Source organism: Novosphingobium sp. FG90 (assembly GCF_057808725.1).
On record NZ_JBMDIO010000017.1, the window covers coordinates 20,983 to 41,534 of the forward strand.

The 20,552-nt window shown below is 66.7% G+C and carries 22 protein-coding genes; 10 read left to right on the plus strand and 12 right to left on the minus strand.

Going from position 1 to position 20,552, the window contains the following annotated elements:
* Positions 1 to 311: 311 nt before the first annotated feature.
* Together ACODRZ_RS15490 and ACODRZ_RS15495 are read left to right on the plus strand one after the other, a co-directional pair.
* A complete protein-coding gene (locus ACODRZ_RS15490) occupies positions 312 to 1,481 on the plus strand; it encodes a DUF3734 domain-containing protein (protein ID WP_488971787.1) in 1,170 nt (389 codons plus the stop codon).
* Complete coding sequence (locus ACODRZ_RS15495) at positions 1,478 to 2,257, plus strand: 3-hydroxybutyrate dehydrogenase (protein ID WP_330703261.1); 780 nt, start codon at positions 1,478 to 1,480, stop codon at positions 2,255 to 2,257. The genes ACODRZ_RS15490 and ACODRZ_RS15495 overlap by 4 nt, the downstream gene beginning before the upstream one ends.
* A 126-nt stretch (positions 2,258 to 2,383) precedes the next feature.
* On the opposite strand, the gene ACODRZ_RS15500 is transcribed toward ACODRZ_RS15495, so the two are convergent.
* Complete coding sequence (locus ACODRZ_RS15500) at positions 2,384 to 5,050, minus strand: M1 family metallopeptidase (protein WP_488971786.1); 2,667 nt, start codon at positions 5,048 to 5,050, stop codon at positions 2,384 to 2,386.
* A 125-nt stretch (positions 5,051 to 5,175) separates the two neighbouring features.
* Positions 5,176 to 6,789, minus strand: a complete 1,614-nt coding sequence (locus ACODRZ_RS15505) for a helicase HerA-like domain-containing protein (RefSeq protein ID WP_488971785.1) — start codon at positions 6,787 to 6,789, stop codon at positions 5,176 to 5,178.
* Positions 6,790 to 6,914: 125 nt separating this feature from the next.
* Between ACODRZ_RS15505 and pabB the strand changes: the two genes are divergently transcribed.
* From pabB to arfB, 4 genes are all read left to right on the plus strand, one after another.
* Positions 6,915 to 8,711, plus strand: a complete 1,797-nt coding sequence (gene pabB, locus ACODRZ_RS15510) for an aminodeoxychorismate synthase component I (protein ID WP_488971784.1) — start codon at positions 6,915 to 6,917, stop codon at positions 8,709 to 8,711.
* 158 nt (positions 8,712 to 8,869) lie between these two features.
* Positions 8,870 to 10,036 (plus strand): pyridoxal phosphate-dependent aminotransferase, encoded by a 1,167-nt coding sequence (locus ACODRZ_RS15515; protein WP_488971783.1) that lies wholly within the window; start codon positions 8,870 to 8,872, stop codon positions 10,034 to 10,036.
* A 159-nt stretch (positions 10,037 to 10,195) separates the two neighbouring features.
* A complete protein-coding gene (locus ACODRZ_RS15520) occupies positions 10,196 to 10,870 on the plus strand; it encodes an RluA family pseudouridine synthase (protein WP_488971782.1) in 675 nt (224 codons plus the stop codon).
* Positions 10,867 to 11,277 (plus strand): alternative ribosome rescue aminoacyl-tRNA hydrolase ArfB, encoded by a 411-nt coding sequence (arfB, locus tag ACODRZ_RS15525; RefSeq protein WP_488971781.1) that lies wholly within the window; start codon positions 10,867 to 10,869, stop codon positions 11,275 to 11,277. Before ACODRZ_RS15520 ends, arfB begins: the two co-directional genes overlap by 4 nt.
* Here arfB and ACODRZ_RS15530 read toward each other — a convergent pair whose 3' ends face one another.
* From ACODRZ_RS15530 to dksA, 5 genes are all read right to left on the minus strand, one after another.
* Positions 11,278 to 11,475 carry a hypothetical protein gene (locus ACODRZ_RS15530; protein WP_488971780.1) on the minus strand — a complete coding sequence of 66 codons (198 nt, stop codon included), beginning with the start codon at positions 11,473 to 11,475 and terminating at the stop codon, positions 11,278 to 11,280.
* Between the two features lie 24 nt (positions 11,476 to 11,499).
* Positions 11,500 to 11,889: a DUF4112 domain-containing protein gene (locus tag ACODRZ_RS15535; protein WP_488971805.1), complete on the minus strand. Its 390-nt coding sequence runs from the start codon at positions 11,887 to 11,889 to the stop codon at positions 11,500 to 11,502.
* A 72-nt stretch (positions 11,890 to 11,961) separates the two neighbouring features.
* Positions 11,962 to 13,491 carry an ABC transporter substrate-binding protein gene (locus ACODRZ_RS15540; protein ID WP_488971779.1) on the minus strand — a complete coding sequence of 510 codons (1,530 nt, stop codon included), beginning with the start codon at positions 13,489 to 13,491 and terminating at the stop codon, positions 11,962 to 11,964.
* 65 nt (positions 13,492 to 13,556) lie between these two features.
* Entirely contained in the window at positions 13,557 to 13,931 is a 375-nt protein-coding gene (locus ACODRZ_RS15545) for a PilZ domain-containing protein (RefSeq protein WP_488971778.1), read from the minus strand.
* 168 nt (positions 13,932 to 14,099) lie between these two features.
* Positions 14,100 to 14,558 carry an RNA polymerase-binding protein DksA gene (dksA, locus tag ACODRZ_RS15550; protein ID WP_488971777.1) on the minus strand — a complete coding sequence of 153 codons (459 nt, stop codon included), beginning with the start codon at positions 14,556 to 14,558 and terminating at the stop codon, positions 14,100 to 14,102.
* Positions 14,559 to 14,881: 323 nt separating this feature from the next.
* On the opposite strand from dksA, the gene ACODRZ_RS15555 reads away from it, so the two are divergent.
* Positions 14,882 to 15,217, plus strand: a complete 336-nt coding sequence (locus ACODRZ_RS15555; RefSeq protein WP_488971776.1) for an SEL1-like repeat protein — start codon at positions 14,882 to 14,884, stop codon at positions 15,215 to 15,217.
* 17 nt (positions 15,218 to 15,234) lie between these two features.
* On the opposite strand, the gene ACODRZ_RS15560 is transcribed toward ACODRZ_RS15555, so the two are convergent.
* Genes ACODRZ_RS15560 through ACODRZ_RS15580 form a run of 5 tightly spaced genes read right to left on the minus strand, consistent with a single transcriptional unit; the run spans position 15,235 to position 18,465 of the window.
* On the minus strand, positions 15,235 to 16,377 hold the full coding sequence (locus tag ACODRZ_RS15560; RefSeq protein ID WP_488971775.1) for a GNAT family N-acetyltransferase: 1,143 nt from the start codon (positions 16,375 to 16,377) through the stop codon (positions 15,235 to 15,237).
* Positions 16,374 to 17,156 (minus strand): glycerophosphodiester phosphodiesterase family protein, encoded by a 783-nt coding sequence (locus ACODRZ_RS15565; RefSeq protein ID WP_488971774.1) that lies wholly within the window; start codon positions 17,154 to 17,156, stop codon positions 16,374 to 16,376. Before ACODRZ_RS15565 ends, ACODRZ_RS15560 begins: the two co-directional genes overlap by 4 nt.
* Positions 17,137 to 17,601, minus strand: a complete 465-nt coding sequence (locus ACODRZ_RS15570) for a RidA family protein (RefSeq protein ID WP_488971773.1) — start codon at positions 17,599 to 17,601, stop codon at positions 17,137 to 17,139. The genes ACODRZ_RS15565 and ACODRZ_RS15570 overlap by 20 nt, the downstream gene beginning before the upstream one ends.
* Positions 17,588 to 18,235 carry an HAD family hydrolase gene (locus ACODRZ_RS15575; RefSeq protein ID WP_488971772.1) on the minus strand — a complete coding sequence of 216 codons (648 nt, stop codon included), beginning with the start codon at positions 18,233 to 18,235 and terminating at the stop codon, positions 17,588 to 17,590. The genes ACODRZ_RS15570 and ACODRZ_RS15575 overlap by 14 nt, the downstream gene beginning before the upstream one ends.
* Positions 18,232 to 18,465, minus strand: coding sequence for a DUF3572 domain-containing protein (locus ACODRZ_RS15580; RefSeq protein ID WP_488971771.1), 234 nt, complete (start codon positions 18,463 to 18,465; stop codon positions 18,232 to 18,234). Before ACODRZ_RS15580 ends, ACODRZ_RS15575 begins: the two co-directional genes overlap by 4 nt.
* Positions 18,466 to 18,567: 102 nt before the next feature.
* Here ACODRZ_RS15580 and ACODRZ_RS15585 point away from each other — a divergent pair, with 102 nt between their 5' ends.
* The 3 genes from ACODRZ_RS15585 to spt all read left to right on the plus strand — a co-directional run bounded on the left by ACODRZ_RS15585 (position 18,568) and on the right by spt (position 20,473).
* A complete protein-coding gene (locus tag ACODRZ_RS15585; RefSeq protein ID WP_008827772.1) occupies positions 18,568 to 18,930 on the plus strand; it encodes a response regulator in 363 nt (120 codons plus the stop codon).
* Between the two features lie 88 nt (positions 18,931 to 19,018).
* Positions 19,019 to 19,258, plus strand: coding sequence for an acyl carrier protein (locus tag ACODRZ_RS15590; RefSeq protein WP_008827771.1), 240 nt, complete (start codon positions 19,019 to 19,021; stop codon positions 19,256 to 19,258).
* 6 nt (positions 19,259 to 19,264) lie between these two features.
* Entirely contained in the window at positions 19,265 to 20,473 is a 1,209-nt protein-coding gene (spt, locus tag ACODRZ_RS15595; protein WP_488971770.1) for a serine palmitoyltransferase, read from the plus strand.
* The last annotated feature ends 79 nt before the right edge of the window (positions 20,474 to 20,552 follow it).

Consider the following 20,552-nt stretch of genomic DNA (forward strand, 5'->3'; position numbering starts at 1 on the left):
CTTGTTTCAGGGTCCATCGGGCGGTCGTACCTGCAGGCTCATGTCACTATCGGCGCTCCCGGTTTGCTGCAGCAAAGCACTGGGTATGAGGCGCGATGGACCCTGAAACAAGTTCAGGGTGACGACAGCGGGGCGAGAACGTTCTGTACAACGCCCCTTCCGCTTGCGGGAGGGGAGCGAGACTTGGGCCACCGGCCCTAGTCGCAGCGGGGTGGGCATTTGCGCAACCTCTCGCAAATGCAGATTGAAAGGAACCTCCCGGTACGCCACATGTTGCACCGCAACAGGTTCCTCTCAAACAGGATGGCGCCGTGAACGCACCTGATCCCGATCCCCAATCCGTACTCGTGCTGCAGGGCGGCGGAGCCCTCGGCGCTTATCAGGCTGGTGTCTACGAAGCGCTGGCGGAACGCGACATCGCTCCCGACTGGGTTGCGGGCATATGCATCGGCGCGATCAACGCCGCCCTGATCGCCGGAAACGCCCCTCAGGACCGCATCCCCGCGCTCAAGAAGTTCTGGCACGGCATCTCACGCGAGTTGCAATACCGCCTCGACGAACCGATCGGCTTCGCCCGCCGTGCCTTCAACGAAGCCTCCGCGCAATATGCCGCCACCATGGGCCTTCCCGGCTTTTTCACCCCGCGCTGGCCGATGCCGCTGCCCGAGTGGCCGAACCACCTCTCGCGCCTGAGCTACTACGACACCACGCCGCTGCGCCACACGCTGCTCGACCTCGTCGATTTCGACCGCCTCAACCGCGCCGAAACCCGCTTCAGCGTCGGCGCGGTCAACATGCTCAAGGGCAACTTCGCCTATTTCGACAACACCGAACGCACCATCGGCCCCGAGCATATCATGGCCAGCGGCGCCCTGCCCCCCGGCTTCCCGCCGGTGGAAATCGACGGCGAATGGTACTGGGACGGCGGCCTCGTCTCCAACACGCCGCTGCAATACGTGCTCGACAACCGCTCGATGCAGGAGATGAACGTCTACCAGGTGGACCTGTTCTCCTCGCGCGGGATCGTGCCGACCTCGATGGCCGACATCGCCCAGCGCGAGAAGGACATCCGCTTTTCCAGCCGCACCCGGCTCAATACCGACACCTCGAAAGCCCTCCAGAAGCTGCGCGCCGCCGCCAAGCGCCTCGCCCGCAGACTGCCCGAGGAATTCCAGGACGACCCCGATCTCGCCCGCCTGCTCGACTGCCGCCCGGCAGGCGCGGTCGCGGTGATGCATCTCATCAACCGCGCGCACGGCTACGAGACGAACTCCAAGGACTACGAATTTTCGCGCCTGACCATCGACGAGCACTGGCATTGCGGCCATGTCGACGCCGAGCATTCGCTGCGCCATCCGGACTGGGTAAACCGCGACATCGACCCCGATGAGATCGTGACTTTCGACCTTGCCGGAGACCGCGCAGGCAGCCGCCTGAAACATCCCCTCGCCTCGAATTCCTCAAATGGAGCAGCAGCATGAAGCTCAAGGACAAGGTCTGCATCGTCACCGGCGCCGCCAGCGGCATCGGCAAGGCCATCGCCGACATCTACGCCGGTGAAGGCGGCAAGGTGGTGATCGCCGACCTCAACCTCGAAGCCGCGCAGAAGGCCGCCGACGATATCGTCGCCAGCGGCGGGCAGGCGATGGCCGTGGCGATGGACGTCACCAGCGAGGAGCAGGTGAACGACGGCGTCGCCAAGGTGGTCGCGGCCTGGGGCACGGTGGACGTGCTGGTCTCCAACGCCGGCATCCAGATCGTCAACCCGGTCGAGAACTACGCCTATTCCGACTGGAAGAAGATGCTGGCGATCCACCTCGACGGCGCGTTCCTGACCTCGAAGGCCGTCCTGCCGCACATGTACGCGCAGGGGTCGGGTTCGGTGATCTTCATGGGCTCGGTCCACTCCAAGGAGGCAAGCCCGCTCAAGAGCGCCTATGTCACCGCCAAGCACGGACTGCTGGGCCTCAGCCGCGTGATCGCCAAGGAAGGCGGCAAGAAGGGCGTGCGCACCAACGTGATCTGCCCGGGCTTCGTGCGCACCCCGCTGGTGGACAAGCAGATCCCCGAACAGGCGAAGGAACTTGGCATATCCGAGGACGAGGTCATCAGCCGCGTGATGCTGGGCGGCACGGTGGACAGCGAGTTCACCACCGTGGACGACATCGCGCAAGTCGCGCTGTTCTTCGCCGGTTTCCCGACCAATGCGCTGACGGGGCAGTCGCTGGTGGCAAGCCACGGCTGGTTCATGGAGTAAGCGCGCCAATCCTCCCCGTCGCGAAGCGATGGGGAGGTAGCAGCCCGAAGGGCTGACGGAGGCGCAACTTCCTGAAACGCTCCCCCTCGACCGCTCTGCCAGGCAGGCTCGGGGAGGAACTGAAAACTACCGCAGCGTCGCGAATTCCGCATCGATCTGCGGCCCCATCATGTCGTCGAGCAAGCCGCAGTTGCGCACCCGTTCAATCGCGCGGTCCAGTTCCAGGGCGCCGGGCGTACCTGCAAAGGCACCCTTGAAGTCCCGCGCCATCCGGTCCGCCCAGGCCACCGAACAGAACCGCCCCAGCATCTGCGGCAGTCTGGTCGAGAACGCCTGCCCGTCCGCTCCGCGCAGCAGCCCCTCGACATGGCCGAGCGCCCAGCCATAGCCGTATTCCCGGCTCGCGCTGCGCGCCATGATCCCGTCGAGAAGGTCGCGCCGCTCGCTTTCACGCAGGCGCGGATCATCGAGCGCCAGCAGCCACGCCGCCATCTCGGGAAACCCCGTGCGCGCCACTGCCGCCAGAGCCGCCGGCCGGAACACCGGGTCCTCGGATGCCAGCGCCTTCTCCAGCAGGGTGCGCACGGCAGCCGCATCATGGTCTGAGAGGGCGCGGTCGTAGAGGTACAGATCGAAGGCATGGTCGAACCAGGCCGGATCCAGCGCCCCCCGGTCGCCCGTCAGATAGGCCACCGCAGCCGCATCCAGCTGCTTTCGCAGTTGCCGCCCTGCTCCGGTGCCGACGAGCGCGTTGACCACCTGCACACGCCGCTGCGCCCGCGCCGCCGCTTCGTGCGCATAGATGCCCGCACGCGGATCGAAGCCGTATTCCCTGAGCAGCGGCACATAGAGCTTTTCGCGCAGCAAGCGAAACCCGCGCCGACCGGATGCCCCGACGATGTTCTCGCGTACCAGCTTCGACAGCGCCTTGTCGGCCGCGTCGGCGGCATGAGGATCCGAGTGGCGGATCAGCTTGCGCTCCAGCCGCGCCATCTCGCCGATGGTCCCCCGCCCGGCGCGGATCGAGGCCCAGAGCGAATCCACCAGCGCCAGTGCCTCGCCGCCGGGCAGGGTGTCGGCCCGGGCGATCAGTTCCTGCCAGTGCCCGGCCGTCAGTTCGAAGCGGTAGTAGCCGGTGCCGCCCGCATTGGGAAACACCGGGCCTTCCCCGGGCATCGTGAAGCTCTGGGTGTGCTGGTCCATGATGAAACAGCGGCGCGTTTCATCGCCTTGTGTGCTTCCTTGTGTGCTTCCTTGCGCGCTCCCGCGCCGAAAGCACAGCGGGATCGTCCAGCGCGTTTCAGGCGGGGCCACGCCTGCCGTCGTGTAGCGCAGTTGCGTCACCAGAACCCGGTCCCCGTCCCGCCGCATGGCCAGCAGCGGCACGCCCTGCTGCTCGACGAAGCTGCGCATCGCCGGCACCAGCTTCGGATTGCCCGCGACTTCGGCAAGCGCGGCGAAGAAGTCCTCGCTGGTCGCGCTGCCGCCCCGATGCGCGGCGATGTAGCGGCGCACGCCCTCGCGAAACCGCTCCTCGCCCAGCCATGCCGCCACCATGCCGACGACATGCCCGCCCTTGCCATACGTGATCGCATCGAAGGCGGTATCGATCCGGCGGCTGTCATCGATGGGCTGGCGCACCGGCCGCCCCGCAAGCAGCGCGTCCGTCTCCATCGCCTCGTAGCCCGAGCCCAGCGCATCTCCCGCGATGCCCAGGTCCGGACGCCAGGCATTGCCGATGCGGTAGCCGATCCAGTTCGCGAAGCTCTCGTTCAGCCACAGGTCGTCCCACCAGGCGGGGGTAACGAGGTTTCCGAACCACTGGTGGCCCAGCTCATGCGCGACGGTCACGCCGAACGCACGCTGCTGAGTGACGGGCGCGTCGGCATCCATCACCAGCAGGTCGTCACGGTAGAGCGCCGCGCCCGCGTTCTCCATGGCCCCCGGCAGGATCGGCGTGGTGACCTGATCCAGCTTGGGAAAGGGAAAGGGCGTGCCGAAATAGTCCTCCAGCAACGCGGTGATCCGGCGCGTGCCGTCAAGGGCGAAGGCGAGCCGGTCGGCGTTCTGCCGGGTGGAGGCGATCCGCAAGGGAAGCGATTCCGTGCGCGGCCCCTCCGGCGGCGCGTCTGCCCCCAGCGTGGCGAAAGGGCCGACCATGATCGCGACGAGATACGTGGGCAGCGGCGGCGTGGGCGCGAAGCGGTGGACGGCAAGCCCGTTTTCGATCGCGGGCGCCCCCTGTTCCGGCGCATTGCCGATCGCGGTCAGCCCCGGCGGAGTCCGCAAGGTGAGCGTGAAGGGCGTCTTGAAGCCGGGCTGGTCGAAACCCGGGAAGGCCGCCCGCGCGTCGATCGCCTCGAAGTGAGTCCAGGCATGCCATGCGCCTTCGACCTGAACCCGGAACAGTCCCGCCGGCCCATCGGCGAAAGGCGCCTCGTAATCAAAGGCCAGCGTGATCGGTCCGGCGGGAAGCGCCTCGGCAAAGGAGACCTGCGCCACGCCGACGGGGTCCAGTTGCCGCCAGCGCCCCGCGATCGTGCGCCCTCCGACGATCGCAAGCACACGGGACATGGCGAGCCCGCGCCCGTGCAGCGTGATGGTGGAGGCGGGTGCAGCCAGTACCGCATCGATCTCGACATGGCCGGAAAAGCGCGGCCGTGAAGGGTCGATGGTCAGGTCCAGCCGATAGGCAGTGGGCCGGGCGGCATCGTCCAACTGCCCGAGCGGGATCGTCTGCGCGCGCGCGGCGACCGCAAGGCACATCAGCAACAGCGCAAGCAACAAGGCCATATGTCGTCCCGGGCCTGCTCCGGGACCGCCGGCCGTGACCGGCCCGCGTAGCCGCGCGCGCGGCGACCGCCCACCTGAAGATAGCCACCGGTCCCGGAGCAGGTCCGGGACGACGACGCCCCTCACTAGCGCATCAGCCCTCCGATGAGGTTGCGCGCAAAACGGCCGAGGCCGGGAAAGCCGATCGCCTTGCCCAGCGCGTCGCCCACGGTCCCGGCAGCGGCACTGGCGGCCGAGGCCTTGGGGCTGGCGCGGCTCTTCTTGCCCTGCATCGTCTGCGCGAGGATCGACCCGGCGCTGGCGGCGGCGGCCCCGGCGGCGGCCTTGGCGACCTTGCCGCCGATGCCGTCCCACAAGCCCGGGCTCTTGCGTTCCTGCTTGGCCACTTCCTCGCGGCCCTTTTCCTCGACTTCCTGCGCTGTCGCGGCGGCATCGGCGGCCTTGGCGGCGAGCACTTCCTCCGCGCTCTCGCGGTCCACGCGGGTATCGTACTTGCCGTCGAAGGGGCTGATCGACTGGACGATCGCGCGCTCCTTGTCGGTGATCGGCCCCAGCCGCGAGCGCGGCGGCGCCACCAGCGTGCGCTGCACCACCGAAGGCGCGCCGTCGTCACCCAGCGTGGAGACCAGCGCCTCGCCCACCTTAAGCTCGGTGATCGCGGCCTCGACGTCGAGCTTGGGGTTGATGCGGAAGGTCTCGGCCGCCGCCTTGATCGCGCGCTTGTCACGCGGGGTGAAGGCGCGCAGCGCATGCTGGACGCGGTTGCCCAGCTGCCCGGCGATCTCCTCGGGAATGTCGATCGGGTTCTGCGTCACGAAGTAGACGCCCACGCCCTTGGAGCGGACGAGACGGACGACCTGCTCGACCTTGTCCTGCAGCGCCTTGGGCGCATCGTCGAACAGCAGGTGCGCCTCGTCGAAGAAGAACACCAGCTTGGGCTTCTCGGGATCGCCGACCTCGGGCAGCACCTCGAACAGCTCGGACAGCAGCCAGAGCAGGAACGTTGCGTAGAGCTTCGGGCTGCGCATCAGCTTGTCGGCGGCGAGCACGTTGATGTAGCCGCGTCCCTGATCGTCGCATTTGATGAAATCGGCGATCTCCAGCGCGGGCTCACCGAAGAACTGCGCCGCACCCTGGCTCTCCAGTGCGAGGAGCTGTCGCTGGATGGTTCCGACGCTCGCCTTGGACACGTTGCCGTACTTAGTGGCCAGTTGGGTGCCGTTGAGTGCCACGTAAGCGAGCATCGCCTGCAGGTCTTCGAGGTCCAGCAGCAGCAGTCCCTCGTCGTCGGCCAGCCGGAAGACGATGTTGAGCACGCCCTCCTGCGTCTCGTTGAGGTCCATCAGCCGGGCCAGCAACAGCGGCCCCATCTCGGAGATGGTAGTGCGCACCGGATGGCCCTGCTCGCCGTAAATGTCCCAGAAAACCGCGGGATTGTCGGCATAGGCATAGTCGGCGATGCCGCTTTCCTTCGCCCGCGATTCCAGAATGGCGGCGTTCTTGAACTGCGGGCTGCCGGCCATGCAGATGCCCGAGAGGTCGCCCTTCACATCGGCCAGGAACACCGGCACCCCGGCGGCGGAAAACTGCTCGGCGATGGTCTGCAGGGTAACGGTCTTGCCGGTGCCGGTAGCCCCCGCGATCAGGCCATGCCGGTTGGCGCGGTCGAGCCGCAGCACCTGCCGCTCTCCGCCCTCTCCATTGCTGCCGCCGCCAAGTCCGAGGAAAATCTCGCTCATCCCGTCATCTCCAAGCCCTGTCGCAGCATCGGTGTAGCGCGATGGAAGCGCATAGCAACATATCGTCGTCCGGGACGACGAGGTGTACGGGCGGACAAACTGCCGCTAAAGCGCCGCCCGATCCCATGACCGCCCCCTTCGTCCTCCTCGATGACGCCCGCAGCGAAGGCGCCTCCGAAGCCCGGCTCTACCGCGCGCCCCGCGAAACCGTCGTGGCGATGCGCGGCAGCGACGTCCTGCCCGCCCTCGAACGCCTGCAGGCGCTTTCGCGGGATGGCCTGCACCTTGCCGGCTACCTCGCCTACGAGGCCGGACTGGCGCTGGAACCGCGCCTTGCCGGACGCCAGCGCGACACCGGAGGCCCATTGCTATGGTTCGGGGCCTTCGAAGGCTACGAGGCGCTCTCGCCCGCCCAGGTGCCGCTCTGGCTTTCCGGTCGCGCCCGGTCGGAGCGCCCGGCAATCGGCCCGCTCGAGCCCCGGATCGACCTCGGCGACTACGAGCAGGCTTTCGCCGCGATCCACGGTGCGATTCAAGCTGGCGACATTTACCAGGCCAACCTCACCCTGCCGCTAGTCGGGGCATGGAGCGGCGATCCGCTGGCGCTCTACGCCGCGCTGCGCCCGCGCGCGGCGGCCGGATACGGCGCGGTGATCCACGACGGCGCGCGCTGGCATCTCAGCTTCTCGCCGGAACTGTTCTTCACCCTTTCGGGCCGCGAGGTCGAAGTGCGGCCGATGAAAGGCACTCGCCCGCGCGGCCGCGGCGCCGCCGAGGACGCCGCGCTCGCCGCCGATCTCGCCGCCAGCGCCAAGGATCGCGCCGAGAACCTGATGATCCTCGACCTCATGCGCAACGACTTGTCGCGCGTGGCCGAGGCAGGCAGTGTAAGGGTGGAAAATCCTTTTATAATCGAAAGTTATCCAACCGTTCACCAGATGGTTTCGACGGTGCGCGCCACTCTGCCTGAAGGACGCGGCGCGCTCGACCTCCTGCGCGCGCTGTTTCCCTGCGGCTCGATCACCGGCGCGCCGAAGATCCGCGCCATGGAACTGATCGCCGAGGTCGAGAGTGCGCCGCGCGGAGTGTACTGCGGGTCCATCGGTTATATCGAACCCTCTGGCGATGCGGCTTTCAATGTGGCAATCCGCACTCTGCGTCTCGACCGTGACGGTCGCGCTGTCCTAGGGGTCGGGTCCGCCGTGGTCGCGGATTCGCAAGCGCTTCCCGAATGGCGGGAATGCCTGGTCAAAGGGGGTTTCGTGCGAGAGTCGCAAGTGCAGGTTGCCGGGGAAGTCGTGTCACCTGCAAACTTCGATCTGATCGAGACGATGCGCTTCACGCCCGAGACGGGCATCGCGCTGCTCGAACTGCACCTCGAACGTGTTGCCGCGAGCGCCGCCGCGCTGGGCTTCGGGTTCGATCGGCACGCGGTGCGCAACGCCATCCAGGCGCTGTGCTTCGAGGCCGAAGCTCCGTCGAAGCTGCGCCTCGTCGTCGGCCGTACCGGGGCGTTCTCGCTGGAACTGACCGATCTGCCCGACACTCTCGCCGAGCCCGCAAGCGTCGCTGTGCTGCGCCTGCCGGTGGACAGCGGCGACTGGCGCCTCGCCCACAAGACCACTGATCGCGGCTTCTACGACAAGGGTCTCGAAGTGGCGCGAGCCAATGGCGCAGACGAGGCGATTCTGCTGCGCGACGATGGCCTCGTGACCGAGGGCTGCTTCACCAACCTGTTCGTCGAGCGCGACGGCACGTTGCTGACCCCGCCCGCGACGCTGGGCCTGCTACCGGGCGTGCTGCGCCGTTCGCTGCTGGAGGAAGGCCGCGCGGTGGAAGCGGAGCTGACGCTGGACGATCTGGCCGGCGGGTTCCTCATCGGCAATGCCCTGCGCGGGCTGATCCCGGCGCGGTTGCTGTAAATGGTAGATGGTCGTGGTCGGCCTGATGGGGCTTCGACAAGCTCAGCCTGAGCGGTTTTGAGAGCAGGTCTTTAAATTCCGCTCAGGCTGAGCTTGTCGAAGCCCCCGCCGGACGATGCTTTGCGATCCTCGGCTCCTGTTCTAAGAGACGCCCCACAATGCACTTGTCCACCGCCCTTTCCCGCATCGCCCCGTCACAGACCACGGCGATGACCGACCGCGCCACCCAGCTTCGCGAAGCCGGGCGCGACATCATCTCGCTCTCGGTCGGCGAGCCCGACTTCGCCACCCCGCCGCACGTGCTGGAAGCCGCCAAGGCCGCGCTCGACGGCGGGCAGACGAAGTACACCCCCGTGGGCGGCACCTCGCTGCTCAAGCAGGCCGCCGCGCTGCACTTCGCACGCGACCTGGGGATCGAGGTTCCGACGTCGCAAGTGACCGTCAGCGCGGGCGGCAAGCAGGCGATCTTCCATGCCATGCTGGCCACGATCAGTGAGGGCGACGAGGTGATCGTCCCAGCCCCATGGTGGGTCAGCTACCCGGAAATCGTGCGTTTCGCCGGTGGCAAGGTCGTGCCCCTGCACACCCACGCCAAGGACAACTTCCGCTTCACGCCCGCAGACCTCGAAGCGCAGATCGGGCCGAATACCTTGTGGGTGCTGCTCAACAGCCCCGGCAACCCGACCGGCGCCTGCCTGCCGGCGGAGACGCTGCTCGGCATCGGCGAGGTGCTGCGCCATCATCCGCGCGTGCTGGTGATGTCGGACGATATCTACGCCCCGATCAACTATACGGGCGGACCTCACGCCACGCTGGCGAACCTGTGCCCGGACCTTGCGGACCGCATCCTGACCGTCTCGGGCGTCTCCAAGAGCCACGCGATGACGGGTTTTCGCATCGGCGTCGCCGCCGGGCCGGAGTGGCTCATCAAGGCGATGGAGCGCCTGCAGTCGCACTCCTCGGGCAACCCTTGCTCGATCAGCCAGGCCGCCGCCGTGGCCGCTTTCGAGGGGCCGCAGGAATTCCTCAGCCAGTGGTGCGAACGCTTCCGCGCCCGGCGCGACCTGGTGGTCTCTGCAATCAACGCGATCCCGGGCCTGTCGACGCCGGTGCCCGACGGCGCGTTCTACTGCATGGTCGATGCTGCACCGCTGATGGAGCGCTTTGGCGACGACGCCAAGCTGGCGCTGCACCTGCTGGATCACGGCGTCGCGATCGTCCCGGCTTCGGCCTTCGGTGGGCGCGACGGCTTCCGCATCAGCTTCGCGGCCGATGAGGCCCAGCTGGTCGAGGCCTGCAGACGAATTGCCGAGGCGGTGGACTGAGGACAGACCCACTGCTTTTCGAGCCGAGGAGCTTCGACAAGCTCAGCCTGAACGGGTTGAGAGCAAGTATTCAAATCCCGCTCAGGCTGAGCTTGTCGAAGCCGCGGCGAGGGTAACACGGTTCACGGCCGGCAGGCCGGGACGACGAAAGAAACGATGATGCAACTCGAAATCCTCTTCGAAGACGGCGAAGCGCTCGTCATCGACAAGCCTGCGGGCCTTCCGCTCGACCGTCCCCGCGCGGGCGGGCACTGCCTGGAAGACCGGCTCGACGAACTCAAGCTCGGCTTCCAGCGCGAACCCGCGCCGGTCCACCGCCTCGACCGCGACACTTCGGGCTGCCTGCTGTTGGCGCGCAACCCCAAGGCGCTCAAGCGCTTCTCCGCCGCCTTCGAGGAGCGCACGGTCGAAAAGCGCTACCTCGGCATCGTGGCGGGCGAAGTGGCCGAGGACGAAGGCACCATCGCGCTCAACCTCTCCAAGGTCAGCACAGCGAAGGACGGCTGGCGCATGATCCCGGCGCGCAAGGGCAAGCCTGCCGTCACCCACTGGCGCAAGCTGGATGTACGAAACGGCCTGACCCTCGTGGAATTCCGCCCCGAGACCGGCCGCACCCACCAGATTCGCGTCCATGCCGCAGCGGGCCTCGGCTTCCCGCTGCTGGGCGATCCGGTCTACGGCGCCAAGGGCGGCGCCCCGCGCACCATGCTTCATGCGGCCGGCCTCACCGTTCCGCGCGGTGAGAAAGCGCCGATCGTGGCGGTCGCGCCCCTGCCCGCCGACTTCGCCGCCCTCGGTTTCGAGGACGTGACCCCGGAAGCAGCCCCCGAATGAGCGACGAGGTCGTCGAGCGCGCCTGGGCTCTCGCGACCGAGAGCTTCATCGCCTCGACCGGCCCGGGCGGGCAGAACGTCAACAAGGTGGCGACGGCGGTGCAGTTGCGCCTCGACATCTACGCCCTGCGCCTCGCCCCGCCGGTCTTCGCCCGCTTCAGGGAACTCGCAGGCAGCCGGATGACGGCGCGCGGCGAACTGGTGCTGACCGCGCGCCGCTTCCGCACGCAGGAAGCCAACCGCGCCGATGCCCGCGAACGCCTCGCCGACCTTATTACCGAGGCGCATAAGCTGCCTGAAAAGCGCGCCAAGAGCCGCCTCAACCGCGTCGGCAAGGAACAGCGCCTGAAGGGCAAGAAGCTGCGCGGCTCGGTCAAGGCCGGGCGCGGCAAGGTCAGCTTCGACTGATTACTGCACCGCCCCGGTAGCCTGCGCTTCAGACGGCACGGTAGCCCCTTCCGGCGGGCGCCGCTCGTCCAGCATCGCTGCCGCCTCGTCGAGCGCGCGCGCCTCGCCCATCGTCACGCCACCGGGACCGGGCGCGGAATCGGACTTCGAACAGGCAACCAGCGCGAACAGGGCCATGGCCAGGACAGCGGATCTCATGCCTCGCTCATAGCCGCAGACACGTCAGGCGTCGATGACCCGGGTATGCGGGTAATGCTTGTCGAGATGCTTGCGAATGATCTTGAGGTTGCGGCTGTTCGAGCGGAACAGGAAATCGAACAGGTCGCCCGCAACGGGGATAGCGCCAACCAGCGTATCAAACCCGACATTGGCGGTCATGCGGGCCAGTTGCCACTTCGACATGCCAAGGTTGCGCGCCTCCCAAACAAGGTACAGGCCCATTGCCGCCGCAACGAGATCTCCCGCGACCGGGACCAGCCCGACAACCGCGTCAAGACCGACCTGACGGCGGATGCCTGGTACTGTGAACGCTCGTTCCAGCACGCGCTCCAGCGCTTCCACTCGGCGTCGCACCGATACCGGATCATTTCCAAGCGGAAGCTCGAAGTCCATACGCCGTGCGGATTGATTAACCACGTATTTCCCAGCCTCTTGTCGAACAGCGGTCTCAGGTGCCGCTGACAATCATTTGGGAAGCCACGCCAGCGGCATCAAGGGATGCCATCCCCATGGGTTTACCGAAAACCCGTCTACGCTGCCTCGCACCAGCGACCAGCGAATCGGCGTTCCGAAGGGAATGAAGACGTTGGCGCCGGTCAGTTCCGCCTCCGCTTCGGTCAACAGGGCGGCCCGTTCGGCGGGCGTGGCCGCACCGGCCGCCTCGGCCACGCGCGCATCCGCCTCCTGCGAGCAGAGCCCACGCCCCGCATGGCATGACAGGCGATTGAGATACCACGCCGCGCGCGGATAGCGGGCGACATCGTCGATCAGCGCAAGATCGGCATCGTCGATATCTTTGGCCCGCTCGAGGCCAACGCCGATCATCCCGAAGTCGGCGGCCAGCCGGTTGAACAGGGCCGTGGAGCCCCCCCCTTCGGGCAGCCAGAGCGTCAGGCGGACTCGGTGCACTGCAGGTGAGGACGCACCCGTCGCGGGAAAGTGCGGGGCCAGGGTTCGTGCTCCCGACGATCCGCTCCATGCCCGCACGCGCGCCATGGCCACTGCCCGACGCTCGTCCAGCGTCTGACCGCCCCAGCGCTCGCCGATGGTGCCGAGATCGCCGTCAAGACTGGGCGTGACGATGCGCGTGGTCGCGGACCAGCCCCCGACGCCGAAGGGCGCGATCAACCCTTCCCGATCCACCGCCATCGCCAGCGCCTCGCGGTTGGCGGGCTCGGACAGGAAGCCCTCGTCGTTCATCACGTGCAGGCCGAACAGGCCGACGACCGGGTCGAGCTGGATCGTCCCGCGCAGAATGCCGACCGAGCGGGTCTGAAGGAAATCCTGCAGCCGCCCGCCAAGCACGAGATCGACGCTGCCGTCGTTGAATGCCGCCACCGCCTGCGCACCCGGGAGGGCGCGCAAGTGAATCTGCCGGGTTCGCTCGGCCCACTTGTCGATCGGCGGCATCCCCAGCTTCGCAGGATCGATCGCACTGAGCGTCGCCATCCCGCCCGAGCGGGTCATGCTCATCGGGCCGGTGCCCTGCCCCTTGCGGTAGAGCCCCAGTTCCGGCTGGGCGAGAAGCTGGAGCAGGTAGGGCATCGGCCTTGTCAGCCGGATTTCGATGACGCGCCCAGCCATGGCACGGACCTCGTCGATGCCCGCGAGGTCGTGTGCCAGCGGCCCGTCGTCGAGCGCCTTGAGCGCGGCATTGATCGCGCGGCGCGCCGAATCGGCGGTGATCGGCTCTCCGGTCGCCCAGTTGCCGTCGCGCAGGCGGAAAATATAGCTCTGGCCATCGTCAGTGACGATCCAGCGGTCCGCCAGCGCCGGGATGACGCGGCCCGCGTCGTCGAAGGCGACCAGCCCCTCCACCGTCGAGGCCCGGACAAGTACGGCTCCGGCTGAAAGGTCGGCGCTTTCGGAAAAGGGATCGTCCGGCTCCCCGACCACGGCAACACCCAGCGCCGAATTGTCGTAGCCGCTGCAGGAGGCGAGCATGAAGGCGGCCGCAACGGCCAGCACCCGCGAGGCTTGGCGCTTGGACAGCATGGAACAGGGAGTAGCCGATTTCCCGAGCCCCGCAACCGGCGCGCGGGAATTTTCCGCCTGCGCGCTCAGATCTTGCGCAGCAACGTCGCGTCGGTGGCGGGTGCCTGATGGTTGCGCAGGTAGTCGGGCGTCATGTGCTCGACCTTGCCGGCCTGGCCAGCTTGCGCGCGAGCGAGACGGGGGTCGATATCTTCCCGGAAAGCGACGCCGAAGCGGTTTTCCTGCACCCACGCGACCGAGCCCTCGACCCAGCCGATGTTGCGGATGTTGACTGAGACGACGGTGCCCCGCACGACGCGCACCGTGCCTTCGCCCATCATGCCCCCTGCCGAGAGGTTGCGGACCTTGATCCGGAAATCGCCGTCGAGACCGTCCACGCGAAGGTCAGCCATGAGGAACAGGCTGTCGCGCGCGATCTGCCGATTTTCACCTTGGTTCATGCGATCTTCGTCCGGGCGTTTCAGAATGCACGTCACGACCGTGCCGCCAATACGCGATAAACTATCGCGTATTGGCCCATATTCCTAGCCACCAATGGCAAACAAAGACTTAATGTCCCGGCTCCGGACAGGGTCGGAGCCGGGTCTTGACCTGATTGTTCGAGACAATCAGTCGTCGCGCGAGACCTTTTCGCGACGCTCGTGCGCTTCCTGCGCCTCGACCGTCATGGTCGCGATCGGACGGGCTTCAAGGCGACCGAGGCCGATCGGCTCACCGGTGACCTCGCAGTAGCCGTACTCGCCTTCCTCGATGCGGCGCATGGCCGAATCGATCTTGGCGATCAGCTTGCGCTGGCGGTCGCGCGTGCGCAGCTCGATGCCCCAGTCGGTCTCGCTAGACGCGCGGTCGTTGAGGTCAGGCTCGCGAATCGGGCCGTCCTGAAGCTGCTGCAGCGTGCCCGCCGCCGCATCCAGAATCGATTTCTTCCATGCAAGAAGCAGCCGCCGGAAATAATCCTGCTGAGCCTCGTTCATGTATTCTTCATTGGGTTCGGAAATGTAGGCGCCGCCAATTGCGCGCTTCGCCTTGGCGAGTACATCGATTTCGTCAGCTAGGGCCGTTGCCATCCAGAGAAACTCCGCAGTGCTTCCACAGATCGCCAACGCCCTGCAGCCCCGAATTTTTCCGGTAACCGTACAACGATCCGCAGTTGAGGCGGCCTATAATTCCGCACTCTTACCGGCACAAGCGTATATGCGTGACACTCCACAAAATTCTTAACGCAGTCTCGGGGTGACACAGAGTTAATCTGGCAGAGGGGACCATGCGCAATCGCTGTTAACCATTTCTTGAGCGCCGTGATCCAGATTGGCCAAATCGAGCGCAGCGGCCATTTGCAAACGATTGGGGTCCGCGCGGTCACAACCTTTGGGAAGACACGGGGATTACGATGGAAACTGTCTGGACTAACCAGGATCTCGCCGTACCGGCCGCCACGAACGACTTCGCCGGCGACATGCTCATCGCCGAGGCGCTGTCCGCCGCCGCACAAGGCGATGCTTCCGCCTATTTCGACCTCGGCGTCGCCTTCTCCACCGGCAGCCACGGCGCGCCCTGCGATCTGATCGAGGCGCACAAGTGGTTCAACCTTGCCGCCGTTGGCGGTCACGAGGAAGCTGCCGTTTGCCGCGCCGAAGTGGCCGACGACATGACCGCCCGCGAAATCGCCGAAGCCCAGCGCCGCGCGCGACAGTGGCTGGGCGCAGCCGTCCGCAAGGCAGCCTGAGAGCCTGGCCCTCTGCCTTAGGTGTCGTCCTTTCTGAAGGGCGAATGCCCGCCCAGCCGCAGCTGGTCGGTGGCGATGCCTGCCCGCTCCTGTTCAAGATAGTCGGCGATCGCGGCACGCAAGCCGTCGTGGACGATGTAATGCGCCGAGATCGTTCGCACCGGCTCGTAGCCTCGCGCCAGCTTGTGCCCGCCCTGCGCGCCCGCCTCCACGCGGCTCAGGCCGAGCCGGATCGCGGCGTCGATCGCCTGATAGTAGCACAATTCGAAGTGCAGGAACGGCTTGTCGACCACGGCGCCCCAGTAGCGCCCGTATAGCGCCTCGCCGCCGATGAAGTTCAGCGCGCCCGCCACCGGATGTCCGTCGATGAAGGCAAGGACCATCAGGATGCGGTCAGCCATCATCGAGCCTAGCAGGCTGAACGCCTCGCGCGTCAGGTAGGGGCGGCCCCATTTGCGCGCGCCGGTGTCCTGGTAGAAATCCCAGAAGGCATCCCAGTGCGCCTCGGTGATCTCCTCGCCCGACAGCGCCCTGATCTCGACACCCTCCTGCGCTTTCTCGCGTTCCTTGCGCAGATCCTTGCGCTTGCGCGAGGACAGGGCGGCAAGGAAGTCATCGAACGTCGAGTAGCCGCGATTCTCCCAGTGGAACTGGATATCCTCGCGCAGCAGCCATCCCGCGTTCTCGAACACCGGAACTTGCGCCGGCTCGATGAAAGTCGCGTGGGCCGAGGACAGGCCGTTATCGCGGCACAGCGTCTCCGCCGCGCGCAGCAGGGGCAGCATGAGTTCCGGGTGCGGCGTCAGCAGGCGCGGCCCGGTAGCGGGCGTGAACGGCACCGCGATCTGGAGCTTGGGGTAATACGATCCGCCCGCACGGTGCCAGGCGTCCGCCCAGGCATGGTCGAAGACGTATTCCCCTTGCGAATGCTCCTTGAGATAAGCGGGAAGCGCGGCGGCGAGCGCGCCATCCGGACCATCAATCACCAGCGGCAGCGCCGTCCACCCGCTGCGGCCGCCAACGCTGCCCGACCGTTCCATAGCGGTCAGGAAAGCATGACTGACGAAAGGGTTCGTGCCATCGGTCAGTGTGTCCCACTGATCGGCAGGCAAATCGCCCACGGCGCCGAGCAGGCGAACGGTGAAGCTGCCCTCGCTCACGCATCCCCTTCGCGCACTTCGAAGATCGCCGCGTCGGCATAGGCCTCCGCGCGTTCGTCGTGTTCGGATTTGCGCACGGTCCAGGTCGCGACAGGCAGGCCCCGACGGCGCTGGGCAGCGGCGAAGCGGCTCGGCAGGTCGCGCACGTCGTAGGCGAGGAAATCCGGCCGCGCGTGCCACAACCACAGGCGGCGGCGGATTTTGCCGGGAAGCGCGCGGTCCTCGCCCTCGGAGACGATCAGGCCGCGCACGGTGTGCGGGGAATGCCGCCAGTACCAGCGCGAGACCCGCGGATCGAAGCTCATCACAGCGTGCGGGCCGGTATAGCCCTCCAGCACGCGCCGTACCGCAAGGCACAGCGCAGCGATGCGAACCTTGCGATCCGACTTGATCTCGATGAGCACCGGAACCTTGCCGCCGACTTGCGCCAGGACCTGCCGCAAGCTGGGAATGGTCTCGGTGGTGTCTGCCCCTCCCGCGACCTTCAGCGTGATCGTGCCCAGTTGCGCGGCGCTGCGGCGCTCGGTCGGGCCGCTCTCGCCGGTCAAGCGGTCGAGCGTGTCGTCGTGAAAGACGACGGGTTGGCCATCGCTCGAACGTTGCACGTCGAGTTCGATGCCGTTGCCCGCCGCGATGGCCTTGGCAAAAGCCGCGCGCGAGTTCTCCGGCACGCCTGCTCCGTGCAGCCCGCGATGGGCATAGTCCTGCGCCCCGATCCACGCGACCTTGCGCGGATCGGGTGCAGGTGCACGCCAGCGATCAAGCAGGGCGAACGGCAACGATGGCGTCCACTTCGACGGCGGCGCCCAGCGGCAGCACCGGCACGCCGACCGCGCTGCGCGCATGCTTGCCGGCATCGCCGAAGACCGCGACCATCAGCTCGGAGGCGCCGTTGATTACCTTGGGCTGGTCGGTGAAATCGCCGGTCGAATTGACGAAGCCGCCCAGCTTGACGATCCGCTCCACCCGGTCGAGCGAGCCGAGCGCGGCTTTCAGCTGCGCCAGGATCATCACGCCGCAGGCCTGCGCGGCCTCGGTGCCTGCCTCGACGGCGACGTCCTCACCCAGACGGCCGGTGACGAGCTTGCCGTCGACGAAGGGGAGCTGGCCGGAAACGTGGGCCAAGCCATTGGTCTCGACCACGGCGACATAAGCGGCGACCGGGGCCGCCGCTGCGGGCAGGGTCAGGCCGAGTTCGGCGAGACGGTCATCAATCTTGCTCATGGAATTCCTCTTCTTCGCGGGTCAGGCTGTCGAGCAGCCAGGGGAGCGCGGCCTTCCAGTCATCGATCCGCGCGTGGGCGTGGCCGAGCTGGAGGGCGCACTTGATGTTGGGGGCGATCTTCGGCTCGCCGCACAAGTGCAGTCGGCGAACTTGGGGGGAAACCTCGAAGACCGACCCGTGATGCTGCGACAGGTCGTCGATGAAGACCGCGCGGCTGGGCTGGTACTCGTCGAGGATCGCCTGGAGCGCCGGGCCTTTCGGCCCCTGGTTGGTGAAGACGCGCAGCGGCATGCCGTGCTCGATCAGCTGCGCCTCACGCGCTTCGCGGCGGAAATCCATGAGGTTGGTCAGGACCACCACATCGGCGTGCTCGCGGATCGCGGCGATCGCCTCCACCGCGCCTTCGATCGGCGTCTGGCGGTGCATCTGCGAATCGAAGAAGCCGTTGAGCAAGGCCCACATCTCCGCCTGTTCCAGTGGTGTGTCGCTGCCGATCCGGCGCATCGACTTGTAGAACTCGCCGTTCTCGATGTCGAAGTGGACGCCTTCTTCCTCGGCCAGCCAGTCGCGAAAGTGCTTGATCATGTGGAGCAGCACTTCGTCGCAGTCGGTGATGAGCAGCGGTTTCGTCATGCGCCCAGCTTCCTTTGTGCGGCAACCAGCACCTCGGGCTGGACGCCCAGCGCATCGGCCGCGCCCAGCAGGTCCGGCTCGTGCGCGCACAGGAAATCCATCACCGCGCCCAGCGTGGAGGGTTCACCCAGCGAGGCGCGCAGTTCCTCCGGCGTCAGGCCGGTGAGCGAGAGGAAACGCTCGGCGCGGTCCTGATCGCTCAGCACCCAGCCGAGGGCGTTCAGGGCCAACGCCTGCGGATCGGATGGGGATGAGGGCTCTCGAAGAATTGTCAGTCTCACTCGGACGGAATAGACGGGGCGTATTACCCCAGATGGTCATCAGGGCGTCGAATGGCAAAGCGAATCCTCGTTGTCGAGGACAACGATCTCAACCGGAAGCTGTTTTGCGACGTGCTTCGCAGTCAGGGCTACGCGGTGGAGCCGTGTGCCGATGGTCTCGACGCGCTCGACAAGGCGCGGCAATTCGTGCCGAATCTCGTCATCATGGACATCCAGCTGCCCAATGTCTCGGGTCTGGACCTGATCGAAGCGGCGAAGAAGGACCCGGTCCTGCGCACGATTCCCGTGCTCGCGGTAACCGCTTATGCGGGCAAGGGCGACGAGGAACGCATCCGCGAGGCCGGGGCGGAAGGCTATCTGGCCAAGCCGGTTTCGATCGGCCCGTTCATGCAGGCGGTACGGGCGCTGCTGTAAGCGCGCCCTTGACATGTTGCACCCGCGCCGCTTTTGCGCCGCAATTCCCGGCCAGAGAGCCGCCCGACGCTTTCGGAGTTAAGTACCCATGGACCGCGCAGAGACTTCGGCCCGCATCGCCGCGCTGATCGAGCCCTTCAACAAGAAGGGCGTCGAAGTGACCGACGCCACCCGTTTCACCGACGACCTGGAATTCGACAGCCTGACGGTGATGGACTTCGTCGCCGCCATCGAGGACGAGTTCGACATCATCATCTCGATGAATGCCCAGGCCGAGATCGAGAACTACGGCCAGCTCGTCGATGCCGTGGTCAAGCTCAAGGGCTGATTGCAAATGTCTGATACTACTGACCTTTTCAGCAAGTTCGATCCGCTCATCAAGATGCGGAGCGATCTTCTGGCCACCGGCGTGACCGATCCGTTCGGGCTGGTCATGGAGCGCGTCATCTCCCCCACCGTCGCCATGTGCAACGGGCGCGAGACGATTTTGCTGGGCACTTACAACTACATGGGCATGACCTTCGACCCCGACGTGATCGCGGCGGGCAAGCAGGCGCTCGACGACTTCGGCTCGGGTACGACCGGCAGCCGGGTACTCAACGGCACCTACGCGGGCCACAAGGCGGTGGAAGAGGCGCTTTGCGACTTCTACGCCATGGACCACGCGATGGTGTTCTCGACCGGCTACCAGGCCAACCTCGGGATCATCTCGACCATCGCCGGCAAGGGCGATTACATCGTCCTCGACATCGACAGCCACGCCTCGATCTGGGACGGCTGCAAGATGGGCGACGCCGAAGTCGTGCCGTTCAAGCACAACGACATCGAGGCGATGGAAAAGCGCCTCAAGCGCATTCCCGAGGGCGCCGGCAAGCTGGTGATCCTCGAGGGCGTCTACTCGATGCTCGGCGACATCGCCCCGCTCAAGGAGATGATCGCGGTCGCCAAGAAGTACGGCGCGATGGTGCTGGTCGACGAGGCGCACTCGATGGGCTTCATCGGCCCCAACGGACGCGGCGTGGCCGAGGAGCAGGGCTGCCTCGACGACGTCGATTTCGTCATCGGCACCTTCTCCAAGTCGGTCGGCACCGTCGGCGGCTTCTGCGTCTCGAACCATCCCAAGTTCGAGATCATGCGCCTGGTCTGCCGCCCCTACGTGTTCACCGCCAGCCTGCCGCCGAGCGTCGTCGCCACCGCGACCACCTCGATCCGCAAGCTGATGACCGCCGCCGACAAGCGCGCGCACCTGTGGGACAGCTCGCGCACCTTGCACAAGGGCCTGACCGACGCAGGCTTCCAGCTCGGCACCACCGAGCCGCAGAGCGCGATCATCTCGGTCATCATGCCCGATCTGGAACGCGGCGCGATGATGTGGGAAGCGCTGCTGCACGAAGGTCTTTACGTGAACCTCGCGCGCCCGCCGGCGACGCCCGCGAACATGACGCTGCTGCGCTGCTCGCTCTGCGCCGAGCATTCGGCCGAGCAAGTTCAGCAGATCATCGGCATGTTCACCCGCGCCGGCACGGCGGTGGGGATCATCTGACCTCGCATTCCTCCCCCATCGGGGGAGGGGGACCATGCGCAGCATGGTGGAGGGGCACGCGCCGCAAAGCGCTGCCCCT

Coding starts and splice junctions, on each gene's coding strand:
- ACODRZ_RS15495 (WP_330703261.1), top strand. CDS start 1,478: ATGAAGCTCAAGGACAAGGTCTGCATCGTCACCGGCGCCGCCAGCGGC.
- ACODRZ_RS15500 (WP_488971786.1), bottom strand. CDS start 5,050: ATGGCCTTGTTGCTTGCGCTGTTGCTGATGTGCCTTGCGGTCGCCGCG.
- ACODRZ_RS15505 (WP_488971785.1), bottom strand. CDS start 6,789: ATGAGCGAGATTTTCCTCGGACTTGGCGGCGGCAGCAATGGAGAGGGC.
- pabB (WP_488971784.1), top strand. CDS start 6,915: ATGACCGCCCCCTTCGTCCTCCTCGATGACGCCCGCAGCGAAGGCGCC.
- ACODRZ_RS15515 (WP_488971783.1), top strand. CDS start 8,870: ATGCACTTGTCCACCGCCCTTTCCCGCATCGCCCCGTCACAGACCACG.
- ACODRZ_RS15520 (WP_488971782.1), top strand. CDS start 10,196: ATGCAACTCGAAATCCTCTTCGAAGACGGCGAAGCGCTCGTCATCGAC.
- arfB (WP_488971781.1), top strand. CDS start 10,867: ATGAGCGACGAGGTCGTCGAGCGCGCCTGGGCTCTCGCGACCGAGAGC.
- ACODRZ_RS15530 (WP_488971780.1), bottom strand. CDS start 11,475: ATGAGATCCGCTGTCCTGGCCATGGCCCTGTTCGCGCTGGTTGCCTGT.
- ACODRZ_RS15535 (WP_488971805.1), bottom strand. CDS start 11,889: ATGGACTTCGAGCTTCCGCTTGGAAATGATCCGGTATCGGTGCGACGC.
- ACODRZ_RS15540 (WP_488971779.1), bottom strand. CDS start 13,491: ATGCTGTCCAAGCGCCAAGCCTCGCGGGTGCTGGCCGTTGCGGCCGCC.
- ACODRZ_RS15545 (WP_488971778.1), bottom strand. CDS start 13,931: ATGAACCAAGGTGAAAATCGGCAGATCGCGCGCGACAGCCTGTTCCTC.
- dksA (WP_488971777.1), bottom strand. CDS start 14,558: ATGGCAACGGCCCTAGCTGACGAAATCGATGTACTCGCCAAGGCGAAG.
- ACODRZ_RS15555 (WP_488971776.1), top strand. CDS start 14,882: ATGGAAACTGTCTGGACTAACCAGGATCTCGCCGTACCGGCCGCCACG.
- ACODRZ_RS15570 (WP_488971773.1), bottom strand. CDS start 17,601: ATGAGCAAGATTGATGACCGTCTCGCCGAACTCGGCCTGACCCTGCCC.
- ACODRZ_RS15575 (WP_488971772.1), bottom strand. CDS start 18,235: ATGACGAAACCGCTGCTCATCACCGACTGCGACGAAGTGCTGCTCCAC.
- ACODRZ_RS15585 (WP_008827772.1), top strand. CDS start 18,568: ATGGCAAAGCGAATCCTCGTTGTCGAGGACAACGATCTCAACCGGAAG.
- ACODRZ_RS15590 (WP_008827771.1), top strand. CDS start 19,019: ATGGACCGCGCAGAGACTTCGGCCCGCATCGCCGCGCTGATCGAGCCC.
- spt (WP_488971770.1), top strand. CDS start 19,265: ATGTCTGATACTACTGACCTTTTCAGCAAGTTCGATCCGCTCATCAAG.